The 20,984-nt window shown below is 46.2% G+C and carries 26 protein-coding genes and 3 pseudogenes; 11 read left to right on the top strand and 18 right to left on the bottom strand.

The window, feature by feature from the left end; all coding sequences use genetic code 11:
• Nucleotides 1–65 precede the first annotated feature (65 nt).
• From DWV73_RS12125 to DWV73_RS12090, 7 genes and pseudogenes are all read right to left on the bottom strand, one after another.
• Nucleotides 66–536: a flavodoxin gene (locus DWV73_RS12125; protein WP_117796835.1), complete on the bottom strand. Its 471-nt coding sequence runs from the start codon at nt 534–536 to the stop codon at nt 66–68.
• 122 nt (nt 537–658) lie between these two features.
• A pseudogene (locus DWV73_RS13035) lies at nt 659–796 on the bottom strand (LysR family transcriptional regulator); the annotation flags it as partial.
• Between the two features lie 316 nt (nt 797–1,112).
• Complete coding sequence (locus tag DWV73_RS12110; protein WP_117796834.1) at nt 1,113–3,113, bottom strand: heavy metal translocating P-type ATPase; 2,001 nt, start codon at nt 3,111–3,113, stop codon at nt 1,113–1,115.
• A gap of 98 nt (nt 3,114–3,211) precedes the next feature.
• Entirely contained in the window at nt 3,212–3,430 is a 219-nt protein-coding gene (locus DWV73_RS12105) for a cation transporter (protein WP_107000734.1), read from the bottom strand.
• A gap of 247 nt (nt 3,431–3,677) precedes the next feature.
• Nucleotides 3,678–3,785 (bottom strand): annotated as a pseudogene (locus tag DWV73_RS12100) (DNA-3-methyladenine glycosylase I); the annotation flags it as partial.
• The gene (locus tag DWV73_RS12095) at nt 3,776–4,612 is read right to left on the bottom strand and encodes an NAD-dependent protein deacetylase, SIR2 family (protein ID WP_117796833.1); all 837 of its coding nucleotides are present in this window, start codon (nt 4,610–4,612) and stop codon (nt 3,776–3,778) included. The gene DWV73_RS12095 and the pseudogene DWV73_RS12100, both read right to left, overlap by 10 nt.
• A gap of 60 nt (nt 4,613–4,672) precedes the next feature.
• Nucleotides 4,673–5,638, bottom strand: a complete 966-nt coding sequence (locus DWV73_RS12090; RefSeq protein WP_117796832.1) for an NAD-dependent protein deacetylase — start codon at nt 5,636–5,638, stop codon at nt 4,673–4,675.
• Nucleotides 5,639–5,756: 118 nt separating this feature from the next.
• Between DWV73_RS12090 and DWV73_RS12085 the strand changes: the two genes are divergently transcribed.
• The 4 genes from DWV73_RS12085 to DWV73_RS12070 all read left to right on the top strand — a co-directional run bounded on the left by DWV73_RS12085 (nt 5,757) and on the right by DWV73_RS12070 (nt 8,266).
• Nucleotides 5,757–6,200, top strand: a complete 444-nt coding sequence (locus tag DWV73_RS12085) for an Rrf2 family transcriptional regulator (protein ID WP_117796831.1) — start codon at nt 5,757–5,759, stop codon at nt 6,198–6,200.
• Nucleotides 6,201–6,444: 244 nt separating this feature from the next.
• Nucleotides 6,445–6,807 carry a CGGC domain-containing protein gene (locus tag DWV73_RS12080; RefSeq protein WP_107000739.1) on the top strand — a complete coding sequence of 121 codons (363 nt, stop codon included), beginning with the start codon at nt 6,445–6,447 and terminating at the stop codon, nt 6,805–6,807.
• Between the two features lie 53 nt (nt 6,808–6,860).
• On the top strand, nt 6,861–7,247 hold the full coding sequence (locus DWV73_RS12075) for a metalloregulator ArsR/SmtB family transcription factor (protein ID WP_117796830.1): 387 nt from the start codon (nt 6,861–6,863) through the stop codon (nt 7,245–7,247).
• The gene (locus DWV73_RS12070) at nt 7,244–8,266 is read left to right on the top strand and encodes an AraC family transcriptional regulator (protein WP_117796829.1); all 1,023 of its coding nucleotides are present in this window, start codon (nt 7,244–7,246) and stop codon (nt 8,264–8,266) included. Before DWV73_RS12075 ends, DWV73_RS12070 begins: the two co-directional genes overlap by 4 nt.
• A gap of 126 nt (nt 8,267–8,392) precedes the next feature.
• On the opposite strand, the gene DWV73_RS12065 is transcribed toward DWV73_RS12070, so the two are convergent.
• The 3 genes from DWV73_RS12065 to DWV73_RS12055 form a co-directional block, all read right to left on the bottom strand.
• Nucleotides 8,393–9,019, bottom strand: coding sequence for a sugar O-acetyltransferase (locus tag DWV73_RS12065; protein ID WP_333549845.1), 627 nt, complete (start codon nt 9,017–9,019; stop codon nt 8,393–8,395).
• Nucleotides 9,020–9,069: 50 nt separating this feature from the next.
• A complete protein-coding gene (locus DWV73_RS13030; protein ID WP_147341939.1) occupies nt 9,070–9,180 on the bottom strand; it encodes a DUF2200 domain-containing protein in 111 nt (36 codons plus the stop codon).
• Nucleotides 9,181–9,322: 142 nt separating this feature from the next.
• Complete coding sequence (locus DWV73_RS12055) at nt 9,323–9,718, bottom strand: pyridoxamine 5'-phosphate oxidase family protein (protein ID WP_107000742.1); 396 nt, start codon at nt 9,716–9,718, stop codon at nt 9,323–9,325.
• 119 nt (nt 9,719–9,837) lie between these two features.
• Between DWV73_RS12055 and DWV73_RS12050 the strand changes: the two genes are divergently transcribed.
• Nucleotides 9,838–10,176 carry a helix-turn-helix domain-containing protein gene (locus tag DWV73_RS12050; RefSeq protein WP_107000743.1) on the top strand — a complete coding sequence of 113 codons (339 nt, stop codon included), beginning with the start codon at nt 9,838–9,840 and terminating at the stop codon, nt 10,174–10,176.
• 411 nt (nt 10,177–10,587) lie between these two features.
• Here the strand turns inward: DWV73_RS12050 and DWV73_RS12045 are convergent, their stop codons facing one another.
• Nucleotides 10,588–10,902 carry a hypothetical protein gene (locus tag DWV73_RS12045; RefSeq protein WP_333549846.1) on the bottom strand — a complete coding sequence of 105 codons (315 nt, stop codon included), beginning with the start codon at nt 10,900–10,902 and terminating at the stop codon, nt 10,588–10,590.
• 12 nt (nt 10,903–10,914) lie between these two features.
• Entirely contained in the window at nt 10,915–11,178 is a 264-nt protein-coding gene (locus DWV73_RS12040) for a hypothetical protein (RefSeq protein ID WP_333489792.1), read from the bottom strand.
• Between the two features lie 324 nt (nt 11,179–11,502).
• Here DWV73_RS12040 and DWV73_RS12035 point away from each other — a divergent pair, with 324 nt between their 5' ends.
• A complete protein-coding gene (locus DWV73_RS12035; protein ID WP_117796863.1) occupies nt 11,503–13,263 on the top strand; it encodes a diguanylate cyclase in 1,761 nt (586 codons plus the stop codon).
• 77 nt (nt 13,264–13,340) lie between these two features.
• Here the strand turns inward: DWV73_RS12035 and DWV73_RS13110 are convergent, their stop codons facing one another.
• On the bottom strand, nt 13,341–13,466 hold the full coding sequence (locus tag DWV73_RS13110; RefSeq protein ID WP_278286984.1) for a hypothetical protein: 126 nt from the start codon (nt 13,464–13,466) through the stop codon (nt 13,341–13,343).
• A 167-nt stretch (nt 13,467–13,633) separates the two neighbouring features.
• Between DWV73_RS13110 and DWV73_RS12030 the strand changes: the two genes are divergently transcribed.
• Nucleotides 13,634–13,924: a hypothetical protein gene (locus DWV73_RS12030; RefSeq protein ID WP_181986261.1), complete on the top strand. Its 291-nt coding sequence runs from the start codon at nt 13,634–13,636 to the stop codon at nt 13,922–13,924.
• Here DWV73_RS12030 and DWV73_RS12025 read toward each other — a convergent pair.
• Nucleotides 13,910–15,061, bottom strand: a complete 1,152-nt coding sequence (locus tag DWV73_RS12025) for a HAMP domain-containing sensor histidine kinase (protein WP_107000744.1) — start codon at nt 15,059–15,061, stop codon at nt 13,910–13,912. The two genes, DWV73_RS12030 and DWV73_RS12025, sit on opposite strands and share 15 nt — an antisense overlap.
• Nucleotides 15,058–15,735, bottom strand: a complete 678-nt coding sequence (locus DWV73_RS12020; protein WP_107000745.1) for a response regulator transcription factor — start codon at nt 15,733–15,735, stop codon at nt 15,058–15,060. Before DWV73_RS12020 ends, DWV73_RS12025 begins: the two co-directional genes overlap by 4 nt.
• Before the next feature lie 147 nt (nt 15,736–15,882).
• Here DWV73_RS12020 and DWV73_RS12795 point away from each other — a divergent pair, with 147 nt between their 5' ends.
• The 4 genes and pseudogenes from DWV73_RS12795 to DWV73_RS12005 all read left to right on the top strand — a co-directional run.
• Nucleotides 15,883–16,029, top strand: a complete 147-nt coding sequence (locus tag DWV73_RS12795) for a CD1871A family CXXC motif-containing protein (protein WP_181357199.1) — start codon at nt 15,883–15,885, stop codon at nt 16,027–16,029.
• Nucleotides 16,030–16,054: 25 nt separating this feature from the next.
• Nucleotides 16,055–16,948, top strand: coding sequence for a 4Fe-4S binding protein (locus DWV73_RS12015; RefSeq protein WP_181986265.1), 894 nt, complete (start codon nt 16,055–16,057; stop codon nt 16,946–16,948).
• An 11-nt stretch (nt 16,949–16,959) separates the two neighbouring features.
• On the top strand, nt 16,960–17,910 hold the full coding sequence (locus DWV73_RS12010; protein WP_181986264.1) for a TlpA disulfide reductase family protein: 951 nt from the start codon (nt 16,960–16,962) through the stop codon (nt 17,908–17,910).
• Nucleotides 17,911–18,011: 101 nt separating this feature from the next.
• A pseudogene (locus DWV73_RS12005) lies at nt 18,012–18,242 on the top strand (peptide-methionine (R)-S-oxide reductase); the annotation flags it as partial.
• Between the two features lie 70 nt (nt 18,243–18,312).
• Here DWV73_RS12005 and DWV73_RS13105 read toward each other — a convergent pair.
• From DWV73_RS13105 to DWV73_RS11995, 3 genes are all read right to left on the bottom strand, one after another.
• A complete protein-coding gene (locus DWV73_RS13105) occupies nt 18,313–18,438 on the bottom strand; it encodes a hypothetical protein (protein ID WP_270231192.1) in 126 nt (41 codons plus the stop codon).
• A 120-nt stretch (nt 18,439–18,558) separates the two neighbouring features.
• Nucleotides 18,559–18,774 (bottom strand): hypothetical protein, encoded by a 216-nt coding sequence (locus tag DWV73_RS12000; protein WP_227589448.1) that lies wholly within the window; start codon nt 18,772–18,774, stop codon nt 18,559–18,561.
• A 133-nt stretch (nt 18,775–18,907) separates the two neighbouring features.
• Nucleotides 18,908–20,224, bottom strand: a complete 1,317-nt coding sequence (locus DWV73_RS11995) for a hemolysin family protein (protein WP_107000749.1) — start codon at nt 20,222–20,224, stop codon at nt 18,908–18,910.
• Nucleotides 20,225–20,984: the final 760 nt, after the last annotated feature.

Below are 20,984 nucleotides of genomic sequence, written 5' to 3'. Positions count from 1 at the left end.
GCGCATTTCTTCCTGCTGTCTGTACCATTTTTTCCATATTCTGTATACTTCCATAACACTGCTGTTTATAAAGAATTTACCCACTCACTGACTTTCTGTTTTGTTCCGCGGTTTAACAGACTGCCTTCTGTGATAACAGCCTCTGGTGCGGATGGCTGCAATTCTTTTACAGTATTACCGAATCTACTTCCACCGGATGTTGCAAAAAGAACGATCTTTTTACCGCTGAAATCATAGGCTTCCAAAAATGTATTGATAATTGTTGGAGCTACATACCACCAGATAGGGAATCCCAGAAGGATTTCATCATAAGAGCTCATATCTATCTCTTTCTTCATAATCTCCGGTCTGTATTTCTTATCACTCATTTCCACACTGCTCCGAGATTTTTTATCCATCCAGTCAAGATCAGCCTTTGTATATGGAACTTTTGGCTCAATCTCAAATAAATCAGCTTTTGCTTCCTCTGCAATCATCTCTGCTACTTTTTTTGTTGTTCCGCTTGCACTGAAAAATGCCACTAATTTTTTACTCATAATAAAAAGCCCCTTTCTTTGCAAATTTCTTGTATAAAAATAGATGTATAAGATTTGAATTTCTCTTATACATCTATTTTATACCCATTATTTTATTATGTCTAATGCTTATATTGAATTCTATCTACAAGTCCTTTTTTCATCATCTCATAAACCGTATCTGCTGTTGCGGTATGAAGTTCAATCTGAATCAGTGGGTATTTTTCTTTATACGTTTTACATATCCTTGCCAAGGTCTCTACTGCCGCAAATTCACCGCATAGCTCAAATTTTATGCTGTAATGCCATTACGATTTCTTACAATACAAATTCCGTCATTTCGGTCATATTCATCCAGCAGTTCCGGATAATGCGTAGTGAAAATAAGCGTTTTAGAACATAGTAAATAGCCTTTCCACTCCTGCGCCAGCGAACCAAACCTTTCATGCGTAAAATACGGATATGGTGAGAAACAGCGGACTCTGACCTATTCAGTTTGTCTGCGACTTCACTGACACATGCTTCTGAGGGACCAATTTAAAATAAAGCCTTCATGCGGGAAGGGTCCCCCCTTTTGTTTTTGTTTATTTCTGAACTTTAAAGATTTTTCACAAACAGTGCCCGGATAGCGTTGAGGACGGCTATAATCATCACGCCCACATCCGCAAACACGGCCAGCCACATATTGGCGAAGCCCAGAGCGACCAGCACGAGGCAGACCAGTTTTACGCCGATGGCCACCACGATGTTCTGATAGACGATGCCAAGGCACTTGCGTGAGATTTTGATTGCTTTGGAAATTTGCATTGGATCGTCATCCATCAGTACTACATCCGCAGCTTCAATGGCAGCGTCAGAACCCATAGCGCCCATAGCAATGCCGATGTCTGCCCGGCGAAGCACCGGGGCATCGTTGATGCCATCTCCCACAAAAGCCAGTTTTTCTTTCTCCGGCTTGTTCTGAATCAACTGCTCCACTTTCTCCACCTTGTCGGCAGGAAGCAGTTCACTGTAAACCTCATCCAGCCCCAGTGCGGAGGCTACACTATCAGCCACCTTCTTGGCGTCACCAGTAAGCATCACAGTCTTGCGAACCCCAGCCGACTTTAATGTCTGAATGGCTTCCTTGGAGTGAGGCTTCACGATATCGGAAATAACAATGTGCCCGGCATATTTCCCGTCAATCGCCATGTGAATAATGGTGCCTACGCTGTGGCACGGAATAGCCTGGACCCCCAGACGATTCATGAGCTTGTCGTTTCCAGCCGCGACCTGATGATCATCCACTGTGGCGATGACACCGTTGCCGCTGAGCTCCTGAATATTGGTTACACGGCTGCGGTCAATTTCCATGCCATAGGCTTTCTGTAAGCTCTTGCTGATGGGATGACTGGAAGCGCTCTCTGCCAGGGCCGCGTACTCCACCAGCTTGCGTTCGTCCATCTCGTTGTGGTGGATGGCGTTGACCTCGAACACGCCCTGGGTCAGAGTACCGGTCTTGTCAAAGACCACGATCTTAGCCTGTGACAGGGTCTCCAGATAGTTGGACCCCTTCACCAGAACGCCCGCCTTACTGGCTCCGCCAATTCCTGCAAAGAAGGACAAAGGAATGGAAATGACCAAAGCGCAGGGGCAACTGGCAACGAGGAAGGTCAGCGCACGATAGATCCAGGTCTCCCAGCCTGCATCCAGCCCCATGGCAAACATCCGTACCAGCGGCGGCAATACAGCCAGCGCCAGCGCGGCATAGCACACCGCAGGAGTGTAGATCTTGGCAAAGCGGGAAATGAAGTCCTCCGACTTGGACTTCCGGGAGGAGGCGTTCTCCACCAGATCCAGAATCTTGGAGACAGTGGACTCGCCAAATTCCTTGGTTGTCTGAATATGGAGCAAACCTGTCATGTTGATACAACCGGAGATGATCTCATCGCCAGTCTTGACCTCACGGGGCAAACTTTCACCAGTGAGAGCGGCAGTGTTCAAAGTGGATTCTCCCTGCACTACGGTACCGTCAATAGGAACTTTCTCACCGGGCTGTACCACAATAATGGTGCCGATACCCACTTCGTCCGGGTCTACCTGTTCCAGTTTTCCCTCCCGTTCGATATTGGCATAATCAGGACGGATGTCCATCAGATCACTGATGTTCCGGCGGCTCTTGCCCACAGCGTAGGACTGGAACCATTCGCCCACCTGGTAGAACAGCATCACCGCAATGGCCTCCAGATAGTCGCCGTTTTCATATACAGCCAGTGCCAGAGCCCCCAGCGTAGCCACCGCCATCAGAAAGTGCTCATCGAACACCTGACCGTTACGGATACCTTTTCCGGCTTTTTTCAGAATGTCGTAGCCAATAACCAGATAATCCACCAGGAACACAGCCAGACGTACCCAGCGGCCTGCCGAGCCAAACACTTCAAATGCGCCTGCGCCCAGGACCTGCAAAATTAACAGTAGAACCGTAGCAGTCAGAATCCGCCACAACATCACTTTTTGTTTTTTGGTCATACCGGCGGAGGGCCGCATGCCGATGATCTGAAGGATCACGGCCAGCAGAGCCACCACGATCAGTAGACCGTTGATGATATACTCCTGCATCTCGTTTTACCCCTTTCACAATTGCTTATTCGTTTATTTATCTAAGAGAAAAAATGCCCTGCAAGCTGCCGCTCGACAGGGCATTTCGTTTCGCTGGCTTACAGAAATATCTCGCAGTCGGGTTCCACCTTCTTGCAGGCTTTGCGAACCTCCTGCATAACAGCCTTGGGATCCTGATCTTCCTCGAACTCCACGTTCATCTTGAGGGTCATAAAGTTCACCGTAGCACTCTGTACGCCGCTGGTCTTGCGGGCGGCATCTTCCATCAGGTTGGCGCAGTTAGCGCAATCCACATCGATTTTGTAAGTCTTTTTCATTTTGAAAATCTCCTCTCTTAATTTGTTCCTGTTGTCAGAACAATTAAATCATCGTTTAATTGTATCTTCATCATACGCAGGAAAACCGTCCTCGTCAACGCTTTGAACCCATATCCTGCTATTCGGGAAAAGGGTTCTTCTGTTTGGGCAAAATGCAGCTTTTATCGGCACATTCCAGTACCCGGTAAAAAGCCGGGAGGCATTGACAATTTGAGTCAACTTCCCGGCGTTTTATTTTCTGCATTTTCTACTGCTGCAAAGGATTCAGAAAGCAAATTGATTCATGAGAGTTGATAGCTCCCACCGCCTGCAAATAGGCATAGATGATTATGGTCCCCACAAACTTCATGCCTCGCACGCCTCCCGGAGAGCAGGCAGCAGCTCATCCAGCCGCCCGTCCAGTCCGAAGGACTTCTCTTTGATATTGTCCGCAATGTAGATCTCCCCCAGATTGATGGTCACATAAGTGGCGTTTGGCTCGCCGGCCACCAGGCGCATCATCGGGGCCTTGATCAGCTGATTGCGCCAGCCAATGCCCAGCTCTAGAACCACCAGTTTCTTTCCGTGGTAGGTTTTCAGAAAGTTTTGGAACCGTGCCTGGGCAGCGGTATCCGGAATCATTCTCTGACCCGCGCCCATGTGGATGTCCATGGGACCTCCGCACTTGGGACAACGCGGCACCAACTCTGTAGGCACATGGCCGCCCTGTTCGGCAGCCGATAATTTTTCGGCCACCTCTAAACTTGAATAGAGGGTGTCGTGGCAGGGGCGGGTACACTGCATCGTAAACCAGTTGCCCTCAATCTCATAGATTTTCGTCGGATCGAAACCACACCGTTCAAAGTGACCTTCTCCGTTTGATGTGACGACAAAGTAATCCTTCTCTCCCACAATGGCCTTCAAATCGTTCATCACCGGCGTAGGCTGGTATTGCCCGCAGTAATGATGGATGAGCCGGGCCCAGAAGGCCCATTTTTTCTCCTCGCTGGGCCATCCGGCCATCATTCCCTGCAAAATACAATGTAAGCCGTATTTTTGTTTGAAATCTCCAAACAATTCATCAAAGGCTGCATTATCTGCAAACAAATGCAGTCCTTCGGTGATGGACAGGCCGTTACTGGCCCCGATCAGGATAGCGTCCGCTTCTCTGAATTTTTCGGCAATGGGTTTCCAATCAATCATATTCGTTCGCTCCTTTCTATTTTATGGTTGCTGCGATGGATCGCACCTGCCGGAGGGCAGCTAGAGTTTTCGTGCATCCCGTAGCACTTGAGCAATGTCGGCCACAATGGTCATGCCCTTGTCCTCCAACTGTTTGGGCAGGAAGTCATACTTGTTGTTGACAGCAATATACCGGGCATGGGGAAAGCTGAGGGTCAGGTTCCAGAAAGGCTCCTGAATAAACATGGGAGTCATTCGGCCAACGCCCAGTTCCAGAAACAGAATTTTGCTGTCTTTGTGTTCCAGCACATAGCGAGAAATTTTTTCGTACTGTTCTTCGTATTTCTTTCCTTGCAGAAAATTCCCATATCCTCGCACCCAGGGGAATGCCTCACCGCCGCAGTGGGGGCACCGGGGAATGAGATCCGTAGGAATCTTCGTGCCATCCCCCATAGCGGCTACCATATCAGCCACCGGCTTTACCGCATCCCAAGTGTCATCGGTACAACAGGCGGCACACTGGAGGAAGCGGTGATCCCCCTGGACCTCCGCCACCTTCTCCTCCGGGTAGAGTTTGACAAACTGGGTATCCTGGTTAGTGGTGAGGATGAAGAAGTCCTTGCCTTTCAGCAAAGCGTCCAGATCCAGATAGGGATGACGCACAGGTGCGGTCTGGGTGGTGTGAAGGAAGGTGGCGAGATACCCCCAATACTCTTCCCTTGTCTTCCAGGGGTGCATCATCCCTGCAAAAGCACCTTTGAAGTGGTATTTCTCGGCAAAAGGTCGGAAGTATTTGCGATAGGAGTCGTTGTCCTCGTAGTAAAAATCTCCGCCACCGGCAGCGGACAGGCCGGAGGCCCCGCCCACTACCACACAATCAGCTTCCTTTACCTCCTGTACCAAACGATGGATCTGTTCGCTATACGGCAGCGGCTTTTTGTCAGTCAGCTGATAAGGCGTACTGCCGGAAGCATAGATATGATAGTGTCTGGAATAATTCATCTGGGTCTGCATGACCAGATCATCATAGAAGTTCATTGTCACCATTCCTTTCAAGTGGGTGTTATTTTTATTCTTACTTCAAATTATTTTAGCATCCCCTTGCGTCACTGTCAATATGCTGTTATAATAAAAATAACATCAAAACAAAAAAGGAGATCAGGCCATGAAATATCCAACCCGCCTTAGCGATGCTGTTCATATTCTAGCTTTTATCGCTCTGTACCCAGACTGCGATCTGACCAGTAACAAGCTGGCAGAGAGCATTCAGACAAATCCTGCCTATGTGCGCCAGCTCATGTCCGCCCTGCGGAAAGGTGGACTGCTGATCAGCGTGAAGGGACATCCCCGACCTGCTCTGGCTCGTGAGCCGGAGAAAATCACTCTACTGGATGTCTATCGAGCAGTAGAGGGCAACAAGCCCCTGCTCCATCAGGACATCCACACCAACCCCGCTTGTGGCGTGGGCGTGAACATTCAACTGGTGCTGCGGGATTTTTACTTGGACATTCAAAAAAAAGCGGAACAAAGAATGCAAGAAATTACACTGAAAGATGTACTGGAACAATATCACATGAAGTTAGAAGGGACGCTCTTGCAGCGTTTATGACGGATTGATTTTCAGAAACTCTTCCATTTGGGAGAAAAATTCTTCTGAACGGGAAATACAGAACCTCCTTGCGGAGCTATACTGAGAACCGGAGAGACCTATACCCCGTATTTTGTGAATGATTAAAGAGGATCGCTACTACGAGGACATTTCCATCCAGCTGTTGGAAAATCTGGTTACATAATAATAGACAATGGACCGGCCAAATCTGAATGGCAGGCCCTAAATTAAGGAGGAAACTAATATGAAACTTGGCATTATTCGTTGTATGCAGACAGAGGATTACTGCCCCGGAAGCCGGGATTTTCGGACAATCCGAGAGAGAAAAGGCGCTTTTATGGGAGAGGATGATATTCAGTTAGTGGGCTTCATCAACTGCGGCGGCTGCCCCGGGAAAAAAGCGGTGCTGCGGGCCCGTTCTCTGGTAGAACAGGGCGCTGACACCATTGCTTTTGCTTCTTGCATCAGCAAAGGGACTCCCATTGGTTACCCCTGTCCTTTTGCTAAGCGTATGCGAGAGCTGGTGCAGAAAGAGGTAGGCGATGGTGTCCGTATCTTGGATTACACCCATGACGCTGGCCCTGAACCAGAAACATCTCAAAAGTAAAGTTTCTTTTCTCTCCGGTCTATGATAAGATAGACTTCAAGGAGGAGTGCTAAATGATTCAGAACCACTTACCCCACGACCACGGACAAACTATCGAGCATGAACTGGAATATATGCCCAGCGTAGAAAACTTTCAAACCGTAGCTGATATTTTCAAGCAGCTGGGAGATGGCAGCCGTATTCGCATTTTTTGGTTGCTTTGCCACTGTGAGGAATGTGTTATCAATCTTTCAGCCATGATAAATATGAGCAGTCCTGCAGTTTCTCACCATCTCAAGCAGTTGAAATCAGCGGGTCTGATCGTTAACCGCCGGGACGGAAAAGAGGTCTATTATAAAGCAGCTGATACCGAGCAGGCCCGAAATTTCCACCACATGATTGAGTGGCTTGTAAAAATCGCCTGTCCGTCGCAAGTAGAAAAACAAAAAGGAACGCCATGAAAAAAGAAGAATCCAAAGTTATCGCTCAAAAACTTCAAAAGATCCCAAACGGCACCCTCGCCTTGAAGCATTGCCGGGCTGGTGGAACGGGTACTACACTCTTTGGAGAACAGTTTCGAGCGGTTACCGCTGGAAAAGGGTGTATGGAGGCATATGAAACTTTTCCTGGAATAGAGGTATCCTTCAATGTTTTTCTTGCTTCAGAGGTCAAGTTTCGGCATGATGCTTCGGATTCTGTTTTAGAAATTTACTATTGTCGCAGTGGTCGCGTGGGTTGGAATATGCACGGCAGTACTGCCGTCTATTTAGGTACAGGTGATGTGACAGCACACAGTATGGCCTGCTGCGCGGATTCCGCCATGATGTTTCCCCTAGGATATTCAGAGGGAATTTCCATTTCCGTGGATCTGAAACAGCTCTCTTCCATTTGCCCGGAAGTTTTAAAGAATGCCGGTGTGGAAGCAGACCAGTTACAGAATCGATTTTGCTCCGGAAAGCCATCCGCAATCCCGTCTTGTTCCGATTTAGAGCATATTTTTGCCCCACTCTTTTCTGCTCCTGTGTCCGTTCGAATTTCCCTCTTGAAATTGAAGGTGCTGGAAATTTTGATTTATTTGAGCAACATGAAATCGGAGCATAAAGAATTGACTCAATACTTTTCCCAGCAAACCGAATTGATAAAAGAAATTCATCAACAGTTGACAGAGCACTTGGAGCAACGATTTACGATTGCAGAACTTTCCAAACAGTATTTGATAAATACCTCCACTCTAAAGGAGATATTCAAGGCAGTCTACGGTCAGCCTATCGCCACCTATATGAAGGAATTTCGAGTGCGTCAGGCTATGAAATTATTACGGGAAACAAATGACACTATCGCGGATATTGCTTCCCAAGTAGGCTACCAAACCCAGGGAAAGTTTTCAAGCGCTTTTCAGTCTATCGTCAAAATGTCACCCAGAGAATACAGAAAAATCCAGGGTATAGCTCCATTGGATTCCTTTAGCAAAACACTGTAATGAAAAATCCCGAATTGTCATTCCCAGTATAACATGCCTTCTCCCCGCAGAAAAGCATGGCGAAAAACAAAAATGTCCCCGGAGAGCTTGTGCGTATGTTTTTTCAGCGTTTCCGATCTGAATTTCTCAGAACAGAATATCCTCCGGCTTGAACTTATCTTTTTCGGTAATGGGGCGGATCACCTTGCAGGGCACCCCTGCTGCGATGACACCGGCGGGAATGTCATGGGTGACGACGCTTCCCGCCCCGATAACCGAGCCTGCCCCGATGGTAACGCCGCCGCAGACGGTGGAATTTGCACCGATCCAGACGTTTTCCTCCAGCGTAATAGGTGCTGAGGTTCCAATGCCGTGGCTGCGCTGCTCCGGGTCGATGGCATGACCGGAGCAGGCAAGGCATACGCCGGGGGCAATAAAGGCACCTGCTCCGATGTTTACCGGAGAGGTATCCAGAATGACACAGTTATAGTTGATGACCGCCAAGCCGTGGGTATGGATGTTGAAGCCATAGTCACAGTGGAAATCCGGTTGAATGCCGGTCATGGGAGAGCAGGTGCCCAGCAGGGTCTGCAGGATGCTGCGCCGCTTTTCCTGTTCGTTGGGAGCGGTGCGGTTGTACTCCCAGCACAGTTGCTTTGCACGGTTCTGTTCCTCCGTGGGGGTGTTTTCATAGCCGCTTACGTAGGCGGCAGGGCGTTTCATAATATCCAGAGCGTTCATCGTGTTTGTCCTTTCCATACAATGTTTCCTCAAGGATTATACCACATTCTCTGTCGGTGTGTAATAGGCTGCTTTCCCCTCCCTCATTTGTTTCTCCGCTTGATCTTCTCCATCACTTTGCCCTTAGCCAGCTCATCCACCAGCATGGGATATATTTTTGCAAATGGCATGGCATATACTTTTTCAGTTTCCATTTTCGTTCCTCCCTCAGGTGCGTCTATGTGCAGCGTATACCACGCTTCCGGATAATAAAGAATATGTGCCGCCGCCCGCAGCGCCAAACATCAGCCGGGGAATTTCCAGTCTGACAAACCGTAATGTACATTACTCAAAATTTTACAGATTGATAACCTTCGGTTCTTCTGTGAATGAATAAATAGTTGCGATGCCACTTTCAAAAACGAATACCGTCATCAAATTGTCATCAACCGTATACATAGACTGGAGAGCATTTTTATTTGCTTCCATCATGGCTACACGAGCTTCACGGCGAGTATCTTCTTTTACTGCACCTTTCACACGAATCCAAGTACCTTTGTTCATTCCACACATTTCAACTTTTCCATTTACTTTCATCTGGTTGTAAACATCTTTTTTATTATTCGTTACAATATAAAGTTTTCCTTCAAATTCACATACAGCACCAAATGGGCGTACATGTGGCTGGTCTCCTTCTACCGTGGCAAGATAAAAAGTTCCGCATTCCTGCAAATATTTTACTACGTCATTCATTTCAAAATCCTCCTGAAAACAAATTGTATTTTTATTTTTTATGCGTATAATTATATATCATAGGAGAAAACAAACAAGTACGATATTTTACGATACTGGTATCAGAAAGGAACGTATATATGGAAAAGAAAAATCTATTTGGGCTTTGCCCGTATGTGACTTCGCAAAAAGTTTTAACAGGTAAATGGTCTATGTATATTATGTATTTGTTAACAGATGGCCCCATCCGGTTTAATGAATTACAAAGAAAAATGCCAGAAGAAATGACACATACAACGCTATCAAGACAGCTGAAAAAGTTGGAAGAAGAAGGCTTGATTGAACGCATAGAATATCAGCAGATTCCACCAAAAGTAGAATACAAATTAAGTGATATTGGAGAAAAATTCAGGAAAGTACTGAAGGAGTTGGAAATATGGGGAAACGAGTATATTCAATATTTAAACGATAAAGAATGATGAAATATTCTCCTACGAATATGGGTAGCATATAAGCTATTCAGTTTTCAAGGAACATCCGTTTTCGCGTTGGCCTCGTAGGCGCGCTTTGGTTGTCCTTGCAGGACTACCTAGGGTTCGTTTTGACTTTTTTAGTGTCCTATGCAGTCGGATTGGGGCAAAAAAATACCCCGTTGGTTTCCCAACGAGGCATCGAAGACGATTCTATTCTGTTTTCTGTAAACTGGTACCCGTTTATCTCCTGGTGACCATTTGAGTCACGGCCAATGTATTAAAAAAGCAAAGCTCATCTCAGCAAATCAGACAAGCTGTATTCTCCTTTGGGGATATTTGCTGTTCTGCGATACTCTTTTATGGCTTTCACCAAGAGCTGTGGGTTACTGAAATACTGCTTCACAAAATCATACGACTTCACATCATGCATCCGAAGATTTGTTTTACAAAATTCGCTTGTTTTTTTCCAGAACGCTTAAACTGATCATATGCTTTACTCAATCGAAATTCCTCTCTGCGAGAATCCAAAATCCGTATCACAGAAATCTGCTCATCAAATCCTTTCCGTAAGTATCGCTCCTCGAATCGTTTAGCACTTCTGCAACGGATAACACATTCTTCCAACATTTCTTCTCTTTTGAAAATCAGAAGATCATTATCAACCAGTATGTCGATAATAGCTTCTTCGGCAGATCCTTCACATATACACACCTTATATTTTGCTAATTCCATTCTGCTGCCTCCTTAATTGATTGAAGCAGCCAGGCTTTTCTTCAAGCGCATATACGCTTCATATGCTGGCGTTGTTCCCTCAAGGAAACCGCTCTGGTAGGCATCACTCTTTTTAATATCATTACGTTTCAATATATGGCTCAAATTTTCTGCTGTAATGCCATTACGGTTTCTTACAATACAAATTCCGTCATTTCGGTCATATTCATCCAGCAGTTCCGGATAATGCGTAGTGAAAATAAGCGTTCCGCCATTTTTGTTCAGTCGGCTGTCCATAAAGAAGCGTAACCGCCATGTTGAATTCCAAAAGAAAAGATACCATAAAAACAAGCAATCAAACAATCAAACTGTACTTTTTTTATTTGTTTAGGAGCACTGCTTCTTTTTTCCATTGTACGCAAGGAAAACGTTATCAGTACACTGGAAAAACGTTCTATAACTTTTTTGGCAAAATTTATTCAATTTTTTTACTTCCGTGATATAATGCTTAATTATAAAAACATCAGTCAGAGACCCAACTCCCACTGAGACAAATTTGCTATTACTCACCACCTGAAGAGGTGAGAGTCTTCTCGACTGAGATAAAACGAGGTGAATCAGGTGAAAAAAAAGACACTTGTGCCTCTTCTCGTTTTTTTAATGGGCATATGCCTTGTTAGTTTAGTCGTATACAACACAGATACTCATGAAAAAGAGCAGAGCCGCACAACAGCACAATTAAATGCAACAACCTATGGAGAACGTATAGAGAATGAGATTATAAATGGAATAGAGATTACAGATGTTCTGAAACAGCTTTTGATCAGCGGAACTGGAGAAATCAATCAATTTGACACAATTGCAAAAAATATTATGTCGGATTCTGTTGAAAGCGTACAGCTTGCTCCGGCTGGTATTGTAACGGATATTTATCCGGCCGATGGAAATGAGGCAGGTAAGATTGATCTGATTCATGATAAAGAACGTGGTGAAATTTCCATATATGCAAGAGATCATCATACAATCGTTACACAGGGACCTTTTGAATTGAAACAGGGTGGATATGGAATTGCTGTCCGCAATCCTATTTATCTGAAAGATGAAAACGGGCAGGAATATTTTTGGGGATTTACCATTGTTATCCTTCGTGTTCCGGATATTTTTTCAGATGCGATAAGTGCACTTTCGAAATTTGGATATGAATATAGTCTTTCAAAAACGGATAATCCATGGAGTGATAATTATAAAGTTGTTTATCAGTCAGATCGTCAATTAACGAATCCGGTTTCCTATGACTTTACGATAGGAACGGAGAACTGGAAGTTTGAAGTAATGCCTGAAAATGGCTGGGGAAACAATACATTAATAGCAGTAATCAGTGTTTTCTTTATTGCGATTACCATGCTTTTGGTAACTCTTACCCGGATGTGGCTGGTATCAAAAGAAAATAAAAACAAATTTCAAATACTGGCACACACAGATTCTCTTACAGGTATTTACAATCGCTATGGATTCGATGAACTGGCAGAAAAGATGATTAATAAAAATCCGAAAGCGAAATTTGTGGCTGTACTCCTTGATATTGATGATTTTAAATTTATTAATGATATCTATGGACATGTTTACGGAGACAAAGCATTAAGGAGTCTGGCAGACAGTATGAAAGCTTTTTTCCCGTCTGATGCGTTACTAGGAAGAAATGGTGGAGATGAGTTCTGTATTCTTTTAAAAAATTATTCCTACGAGGATGTAAAAGAGAAGCTACAGCAATTCACTATGGCTCCAAAGACATTTTCATATAAGGGAAAAGAATATCCATTTTATATTTCTCTTGGATATTCGGAATATCCGACATTTGCGTCTAACCGTTCACAGCTTATGCGCTGTGCAGATGCAGCCCTTTACGAAATAAAACTTCATGGAAAAAATGGCTGCATGGCTTATAGGGAAGGACTTGAATTAAGGGTTCGTAAACAACTGGGATTTGCATTTAGGGATATCTCCGAGCACCTTCCAGGAGCATTTATCATATACAGAGCAGACAAAGAAGATGATGAACTCTTTTATGCAAATCAGGAGTTTCTTCATATGGCCGGATATAAAGATATGGATGAACTATTCAGACTTACAAAGAAAAGTTTCAGCAACCTGATACGGGAAGATGAGAAGAAGAAGATAGAAGCAAGCATTTGGAAACAGATTGATAATGGCAATGGAAATGACTATATCCACTTTCATTTACGAAGAGCGGATGGATCGTATCTGTCTGTGCTTGACCATGGGAGAATTGTTGAGAGCCAGCAATATGGCAAAGTATTTTATGTATTGTTCATGGACTGGGAGGATATGAAAAGTCATTACAGTGAAAAATTTTCCGGATAATCGAAGGAAATATTGTAAAAAATATCGTTGTAAATAGAAAAATCCTGCTCATATTCATATATTGAACAGGATTTTTTTTAAATCGCATGTGGAGCTTCTATTTTATTTGCCAAGCTATGATCTGTTTTCGCCAGTGAATTAAGCAATGCCCGCATCTTTGGATCCAGATTCTTTTTCCCATAAAATGCTTCTTCAAAACCCATGATAACTTAGAGGATGACACCCATCAAGGTATCCACCAAGTTAGCCACCAAGATTCTACGCCGTCAGCAGTTATACTGCGCCTAATAAAATTGTGTTAATAGGGTTATTTAAATACAGCAGATCAGCATGAGCAAAAAGTGGGATTCCAAGCCCGCGCTGGACGAGCATGGTTGCCGTGGAGCGTGAGGACTTTGACCGACTTTCCACTCTGGCAAAGAAGTACGTTACAGCAGAGAAAAAGGAATCCAAACTGCAAAAGGCGGTGGATGCGGCAAACAAGCTAATTGCAAAGCTCAAGGCTGAGATTGACAGTTTGAAACAGGAAATTTCTGATTATAAGTCTGTCCACAGCAAGCTCCGTGCGGCGGAATTGGAGCGTGAAAATATGGAGAGGGACGCCGCAGGGCGGCAAGCGAAGCAGCGAAAAACGAATAAAAGTGTTTTAGGGCTTCGTTGATTGTTGCGTTGGCAACCCCACCGCAATGGTAGTGCCCTTCTCCGAACTTTTCTCCACCCAAACGGAGCCGCCGTGGAGGTCGGCGATCTCCCATACCAGTGAGAGCCCCAGTCCTGCGCCACCGTATTCCCGACTGCGAGACTTGTCCACCCGGAAGAAGGGCTGGAAGATACTGCGCTGATACACCTCCGGGATGCCGCAGCCGGTGTCGGAGACGCGGAGCAGGAGCTTTTCCAACTCCTGAGTGACAGAAACCCGTACCGAGCCGCCCGGCCGGTTGTACTTGACAGCATTCTCCGTCAGGTTGAAGATCAGCCGGTAAATCAGTGCATCGCTGCCGGTCATAATGCCGTCGCCCTCCGCCGTCAGCGTGACGCCGAGCTTATCTGAGAGCGGCGCAAGATCTGTGAAGATCTCCTCGATCATGGGAGCGAGCTGGATCCGCTCGTTCCGCGCCACCTGCTGCAGATTGCTCATCTCCAGCAGTGTCCTGGTCATCTGTATCAGCCGTTCCGTCTGCTCACGCAAAAGCGTGAGGAACTCCGCCGTCTCCGGTCGCACATCAGGATGCTCCGCGGAAAACAGCTCCAACTGCGCCTGCATTAGTGCCAGTGGCGTGCGCAGCTCGTGGGCGGCGTTGCCGGTGAACTGCCGCTGAGCGGAAAAGGCGTTGTTCAGCCGCTCCAGCATCTGGTTGAACGAGCGGCTCAGCTGCCGGAACTCCGAAATAGCGTCTTCATCGATCCTCATATCGGCAAGATTGTTCAGCTGCACCTGCTCCACCTGCGAGGTAAAGCTGCGCAGGGGCTTGAGAGCGCGTCCGCTGACGAAATAGGCGAGGATGCCGCTGAGCAGCGTTATCGCCGCCGTGATGTACCAGTTGGTGGTGCGGAAGCGCCCCTGCACCCCATCGACAATGATCGTCAGATCCTCGCCAGGGGCTATGAGCTGTGGGTCAAAGCTCGCCGCTCCGCCATCATTCAGGATCACCGTGCCGCCGCCTTGTAAGTTGTCCGCAATGGTGTCCATATAATACACACCGGAGGAGCACAGCAGCAGATTCATGGCCACGCAGGTGACACCGATGAGCAGGACGGACATCAGCGTGATGCGCCACTGCAGGGAAAGCCGCTTCATTCCTCCTCACCTCCCATCAGATAGCCCTCGCCGATGCGGTTGCGGATGGGGTCATAGCCCAGCACGGCGCGGAGCTTTTTGCGCAGGGCGGAGATGTGGACGCGAATGGAATTGCTGAAGCTGTCCACGCTATTGTCCCAAACGTGATCCATCAGCTCCTCCTGACTTACTGGCCTTCCTTGATGCACCATCAGGTATTCCAGGATTCCTGTTTCCTTCCGGGTGAGCGTCAGCGCCTGCCCGTTGACGGTGGCGGTACGGGAGCGGGTGTCAAAGGTCAGTCCTCCGCAGCTTAGCAGCACATCCTGCTGGGTGAACTGCCGCAATGTCAGGCTGCGGATGCGGGCCTCCAGCTCGGCAAGGTGGAAGGGCTTCGCCAGATAGTCGTTCGCCCCGGCGTCCAGCCCCTGCACCTTGTCCTCCACTTCGCTGCGGGCGGAGAGGATCAGCACCCGCGTCTCCCGGTCGGTCTGCCGCAGGGTGCGCAGCACCGTCATGCCGTCCTTTTTCGGCAGATTCAGATCAAGAAGCACCAGATCGTATCGTTCCACGCCCAGAAGCGCCAGCGCTTTTTCCCCGTCATAGCAGTAGTCCACGCTGTAGGCCAGCCGCCGCAGGCTGCGGACGATGGTCTCGCACAGGGCGCGTTCATCTTCAATTACTAAAAGGTGCATGAGAGCCCTCCTTTTTATTTCTTCGTTTTTGTGTTGCTTTCATTATAGCAAAAACAGATAAGGTTTGTGTTAAGTTTTCGTTCTTAACAGAGACTTTAACTCTCCCGCGCTATGATAGGGACAGAAAATCGGAAAGGGTGATGAAAAATGAGCTGCGAGAAAAAGGCAGCGGCGCAGATCGTGCTACTGATGGCCGGAGCCGCCATGCTGTGCTTCGGTGTCTGGCGGGGCGAGGCGGCGACAGTGCTGAGCAAAGCAATCAAATTATGTCTGGAGTGTGTGGGCATTGGGTAAAAAGTTTTCAGGCGTTTCACAGACCATGTCCCGCTTCCGGGGCTGGATTCAGGCGGGGGCGACGCTGCTGACCAACCTGCATCTGCCGAACTTTCTCAAGGGCGGACTGTATCAGGGGGCGGGGAAGACCGTCTGCGTGCCGGGGCTGAACTGCTACTCCTGTCCGTCGGCGTCCGGGGCCTGCCCCATTGGGGCGTTTCAGGCGGTGGTGGGATCTTCCAAGTTCAGCTTCTCCTACTATATCATAGGCTTCCTCATTCTGCTGGGCGTGCTGCTGGGGCGCTTTATCTGCGGCTTTCTATGCCCCTTCGGCTGGTTTCAGGAGCTGCTGCACAAAATCCCCACTAAGAAGCTTTCCACAAAGAGGCTGAAACTGCTGACATACCTGAAATACGCTGTCCTGCTGGTGATGGTTTTCCTGCTACCGGCATTCCTTGTGAACGATGTTGGCATGGGAGACCCGTTCTTCTGCAAATACCTCTGCCCCCAAGGCGTGCTGGAGGGAGCCATCCCGCTGTCCCTTGCCAATTCCGGCATCCGGGCGGCGCTGGGCAAGCTGTTTATATGGAAATTCAGCATCCTGCTGTCGGTGATTGCGCTGAGCGTACTGTTCTACCGACCGTTCTGCAAGTGGCTCTGCCCGCTGGGCGCGTTCTACGCGCTGTTCAACCGGGTGTCCCTCTTCCAGATGAAGGTGGATAAGAATAAGTGCGTTTCCTGCGGGAAATGCGCCAGAGCCTGCAAGATGGATGTGGATGTGACGAAAACGCCCAACCATACCGAGTGCATCCGCTGCGGAATGTGCATCCGCGCCTGTCCGACGAAAGCCGTGTGCTTCCGCTACGGCTTCGGAGACGGTAAAGATAAGGCAAAAGCAGCGGAAACACTACAGACAAACAACACTAACAGGGAGGAATAAAACGAATGAAGATGAATAGGACGAATACTGCCGGCAGAATTCTGGCTCTGCTGCTTACTGCACTGATGGTGCTCTCTCTGGCAGCCTGCGCCACAAAGGGCGGAGACAAAATGGACGGAATGAGTAGCGAACCGAAGAATGCCGAGGAAGCGGTTGCCATGCACAAGGAGCTGATGGCGCAGGAAAATGCCATTCTCTCGGAGAACACAGCGCTTTGGGAAAAAGTTTTCATAGCGGCCGACAAGGGCATGACCATGCAGGAGGACGGCAAAAACTATGGTGAGTTCTTGTTGGACACCATCGAAGGTTCCAAAGATCAGTTTACGGAGGATGAGCTGAAGCTGCTCAAGGAGGCGGCAGAGAAGATCCGCGAGATTGAAAACAAGCTGACCATGATAGAGAAAAAGTACCCCGAGGCGGCACAGCAATCTACGGATGGCGCTATGAGCGTGCCCGCGGACAGCGACATGACCACGCCGCCTGATGACGGCAGTATGCAGAAATTCCCCGTCTTTGAGGGCAAGGACCTGGATGGCAACACGGTGAAGAGCGACGAGCTGTTCTCCGCCAACGCCGTCACCGTGGTGAATTTCTGGTTCACCACCTGCAATCCCTGCGTAGGCGAGCTTTCCGAGCTGGATGCGCTGAACAAGGAACTGGCGGAGAAGGGCGGCTCCCTCATCGGCGTCAACACCTTCACGCTGGACGGCGACGAAACGGCAATTTCCGAGGCGAAGGATGTTCTTACCAAGAAGGGCGCCACCTATCAGAATGTGTATTTTGACTCCGACGGTGAGGCGGGAAAGTTTACCACCAACATCTTTGCCTATCCCACCACCTATGTGGTCGACCGCAGCGGCAATATCGTGGGTGAACCCATCGTAGGCGCCATCACGGAAAAGAAGCAGGCGGAGACTCTGCAAAAGCTCATCGACCAGGCTCTTGCCGCCGATATGGGCTGACAAACGAATTTATCTTCTCCGAAAGGAGGGATACACCATGTATCGGAGAGTATTGCCGCTTCTGCTCACCGCGGTACTGCTGCTGAGCGGCTTTCACAAAGCCCATTGAAGAGCCTGCCGTGGTGGAACTGGAGGATCTGAGCCACGGCAGGCGCCGTACAGAGGTCAGAAGCCGTGCCGGAGATTCTCACCTTGGTCATGTGTTCACCGGCGAGCCGGAATCCCCCAATGGCGTGCGCTACTGCATCAACAGTGCGGTCCTGCGCTTTGTGCCTTACGCAAAGATGAAAGCAGAGGGTTACGGATATCTTCTGTATCTGTTCGAGGAATGAGTTCGCAAAATACTGTTATGTTTCTTAATATTTTTGCTATCAACGTGTTCTCCTGCGGCCTTACGCTCTGTCAAATCCATCCATGCTTTGCCTTAAATGGAATCAAATATGCCGCATCCAAGACAGTCACTCCATGCTTAAACTCTACGTCCTCATAGGTAACCTTGACTCCAAGAACTTTATCGAGATATTCCATGTCATCACCTGCATTCTTAACTCTTTTTCCGTATTATAACTCTTTTTGAGTTAAGAGCAGTCAAAGATCAACATTATAAAAAATCATTTTCAAAGAAAAAAGCCCGGTGCAGCATGAGCATTACACCCACACTGCACCGGACATTCCATCATCGACTGCTTTGTCTATTTTCTTCTTCCTGCCGCACTTCCTGCTCATGCAGCTGCTCTTTTTCTGCTCGTCCTCTTTCAGGTTTTCCTGCATAATCTTCTGCGCCACAAGCCAATCCTGCATTTCCGATTTGGTCTTGCGGTACTCTGCATGTGTTCGTCCGTCAACGGCAAAATTGGACTTCATGGATTAAACAAATGTGTGTCTCCCTCTTTTTTATCGCAACATCATTCTATCCCTGTTGTATTTGAAAATGTATATGTACTCTTCTGATATATCCCCTTGTTTCTAAAATAATTTTCAAATGCATTTCAAAATTTTATTCTAAAATTTCTATAATTGCATGTTCAACTTGATGTTCTTTTATTTTGTCAATGATTATATGCATATTTTCTATTTCTAATTCTATTTTTGTATCCCCATCCTTTGGTACCATACCAAATTTTTGAAATACAAATCCAGTAAATGTGTCACAATCTTCTGCTGTAAATGTAACACCTATAGCGTCTTCAATATCACTTAATCGTATATTTCCTTTCACTTCCCACTTGTTATCGCTTATTCTTATAATAACAGTTTCTTCTTCCGACGATATTGGTTCAATATCATTTAAATCGCCAACAATTTCTTCTAATAAATCAAAAAGAGTTACTATTCCAACCACTCCACCATGCTCATCTAATACAATCGCCATAGATTGCTTCGATTGTTTCATATTTTTAAAAAGCACATCTGCTTTTGTAGTTTCCATAACAAAGTATGGTGCAGAAATTGCAGAATCTATAACCATATCCTTACTTTTTTCTTTTAATCTAAAATAGTCTTTTGCATTTAAAATACCAATAACATGATCTATCGAATCTCCACAGACGGGATAAAGGGTATGTCGTGTATTGTGGATCGTTTCATCCCACTCCTTCACATCATCAGACATCCATAATATTGTCACATCTGTTCGATGTGTAGCAATCGTACCAGCCATAATATCATTAAATTCAAAAACATTTTGAATAAACTCTTTTTCTTGATGATCTATTGTTCCTTTTTCACTTCCCGCATCAACAAGCATACGTATTTCTTCTTCACCTACTTGATCTTCCGCTTCATTTGGATCAATACCACAAATCCTCAAGACAATATTTGTTGATATTGAAAGAAATGAAACGATTGGCTTAAATAGGATAGAGATTCCCGTAACCAATCCTGAAATCCCCATTGCCAGTTCTTCAGATTTTTTCATTGCGATTCTCTTTGGAACTAATTCGCCAAAAACCAACGTGAAATATGATAAAATCAATGTAATCAATATAACAGCTATGGTATCTAAAGTAGAACGTGGAATATTCACACCCATCCCAACAACCCAATCAACTAAAGGTTCTGAGAAATTATCTGCTGCAAAAGCACTTCCTAAAAATCCCGACAATGTGATTGCAACCTGAATTGTCGCAAGAAATCGTGCCGGCTCTTGCGTTAATCGTACTAATCTCTTTGCCCGACCATTACCTTGTTCTGCCATTCGTTCTAGCTTTGTTTCATTCATTGATAAAACAGCGATCTCTGCACTCGCAAAAATCGCGTTTAATATAATTAAAATAATCTGCACTACTAAAAGAATAAAAATTGATGTACTCATAAATAAAACCTTTCTACAATAAAATTATCTAAATATCACACTTACTTAAAAGCAACAAAAGACATGGTCTATGTTCCGAATACATAGTCCATGCCTTGCGATATATAAATAAAAATTCTATTGAATTGGTTCGCTTCAGAATCATTATCACTTTCGTCCATGTTAAATATTCCTCCTCTCAAATAGTATTGTAGTACAGTATAACAAAAAGACCTAACATAATCAATTCGAAAAAAGCAAAAGTGTGTTAAATTTATGTAAAACATAAAATCCGATTATTTTTAATTTCTTTGGGAAATTCAATTTTCTTTATCATCACTTAACATCATTTTAAAGTAAAAAGCAAGCCATTTTCAGACTTGCTTTCCACCATATCATCTTCCTTATTGATAAATCATTTCTTTATTCACAATCTCCCTTGCACATGCTTGTATATCACTCATTCTCGTCTAAAACCTCTTTCTTTGTGCGTCTATGCTTTCCCTGCTCATCATAAAACATATTTCGGGTAGCAACCTTTACTTCGGGTTGTTCCAACATTTTCCGTTCACTAAATACCAGATGAATATGATAATTCGTCTTTGCAATGGTATTTTCAATCACACATCGTTGTGTCAATTTTACCAAGGAAGGCTTTTGCCCCAGGTCACGATACCTTTTGAGGAAAAGCCCACAAGTAATCTGCCCGGTGACAATCTGAGGTATTACAGACAGAGAAAGTCTCTGACTACCAGACAGCTTGCAGAGCAAATAGATGTTG

Source organism: Clostridium sp. AF12-41 (assembly GCF_003461685.1).
GTDB lineage: Bacteria > Bacillota > Clostridia > Lachnospirales > Lachnospiraceae > Otoolea > Otoolea fessa.
Note: the sequence above shows the minus strand (reverse complement) of the source record. Positions and strands in the feature narration are given on the sequence as shown.

Excerpts from the sequence above, each read along its gene's own strand:
- DWV73_RS12015 (WP_181986265.1), top strand. The coding sequence starts at position 16,055 with ATGTCCCGCTTCCGGGGCTGGATTCAGGCGGGGGCGACGCTGCTGACC.
- DWV73_RS12105 (WP_107000734.1), bottom strand. The coding sequence starts at position 3,430 with ATGAAAAAGACTTACAAAATCGATGTGGATTGCGCTAACTGCGCCAAC.
- DWV73_RS12010 (WP_181986264.1), top strand. The coding sequence starts at position 16,960 with ATGAATAGGACGAATACTGCCGGCAGAATTCTGGCTCTGCTGCTTACT.
- DWV73_RS12125 (WP_117796835.1), bottom strand. The coding sequence starts at position 536 with ATGAGTAAAAAATTAGTGGCATTTTTCAGTGCAAGCGGAACAACAAAA.
- DWV73_RS12040 (WP_333489792.1), bottom strand. The coding sequence starts at position 11,178 with ATGGACAGCCGACTGAACAAAAATGGCGGAACGCTTATTTTCACTACG.
- DWV73_RS12795 (WP_181357199.1), top strand. The coding sequence starts at position 15,883 with ATGAGCTGCGAGAAAAAGGCAGCGGCGCAGATCGTGCTACTGATGGCC.
- DWV73_RS12070 (WP_117796829.1), top strand. The coding sequence starts at position 7,244 with ATGAAAAAAGAAGAATCCAAAGTTATCGCTCAAAAACTTCAAAAGATC.
- DWV73_RS12025 (WP_107000744.1), bottom strand. The coding sequence starts at position 15,061 with ATGAAGCGGCTTTCCCTGCAGTGGCGCATCACGCTGATGTCCGTCCTG.
- DWV73_RS12075 (WP_117796830.1), top strand. The coding sequence starts at position 6,861 with ATGATTCAGAACCACTTACCCCACGACCACGGACAAACTATCGAGCAT.
- DWV73_RS12020 (WP_107000745.1), bottom strand. The coding sequence starts at position 15,735 with ATGCACCTTTTAGTAATTGAAGATGAACGCGCCCTGTGCGAGACCATC.
- DWV73_RS12080 (WP_107000739.1), top strand. The coding sequence starts at position 6,445 with ATGAAACTTGGCATTATTCGTTGTATGCAGACAGAGGATTACTGCCCC.
- DWV73_RS12050 (WP_107000743.1), top strand. The coding sequence starts at position 9,838 with ATGGAAAAGAAAAATCTATTTGGGCTTTGCCCGTATGTGACTTCGCAA.
- DWV73_RS11995 (WP_107000749.1), bottom strand. The coding sequence starts at position 20,224 with ATGAGTACATCAATTTTTATTCTTTTAGTAGTGCAGATTATTTTAATT.
- DWV73_RS12095 (WP_117796833.1), bottom strand. The coding sequence starts at position 4,612 with ATGATTGATTGGAAACCCATTGCCGAAAAATTCAGAGAAGCGGACGCT.
- DWV73_RS12085 (WP_117796831.1), top strand. The coding sequence starts at position 5,757 with ATGAAATATCCAACCCGCCTTAGCGATGCTGTTCATATTCTAGCTTTT.
- DWV73_RS13030 (WP_147341939.1), bottom strand. The coding sequence starts at position 9,180 with ATGGAAACTGAAAAAGTATATGCCATGCCATTTGCAAAAATATATCCC.
- DWV73_RS12000 (WP_227589448.1), bottom strand. The coding sequence starts at position 18,774 with ATGAAGTCCAATTTTGCCGTTGACGGACGAACACATGCAGAGTACCGC.
- DWV73_RS12055 (WP_107000742.1), bottom strand. The coding sequence starts at position 9,718 with ATGAATGACGTAGTAAAATATTTGCAGGAATGCGGAACTTTTTATCTT.
- DWV73_RS12090 (WP_117796832.1), bottom strand. The coding sequence starts at position 5,638 with ATGGTGACAATGAACTTCTATGATGATCTGGTCATGCAGACCCAGATG.
- DWV73_RS13110 (WP_278286984.1), bottom strand. The coding sequence starts at position 13,466 with ATGGGTTTTGAAGAAGCATTTTATGGGAAAAAGAATCTGGATCCAAAG.
- DWV73_RS12110 (WP_117796834.1), bottom strand. The coding sequence starts at position 3,113 with ATGCAGGAGTATATCATCAACGGTCTACTGATCGTGGTGGCTCTGCTG.
- DWV73_RS12030 (WP_181986261.1), top strand. The coding sequence starts at position 13,634 with ATGGTTGCCGTGGAGCGTGAGGACTTTGACCGACTTTCCACTCTGGCA.
- DWV73_RS12045 (WP_333549846.1), bottom strand. The coding sequence starts at position 10,902 with ATGGAATTAGCAAAATATAAGGTGTGTATATGTGAAGGATCTGCCGAA.
- DWV73_RS13105 (WP_270231192.1), bottom strand. The coding sequence starts at position 18,438 with ATGGAATATCTCGATAAAGTTCTTGGAGTCAAGGTTACCTATGAGGAC.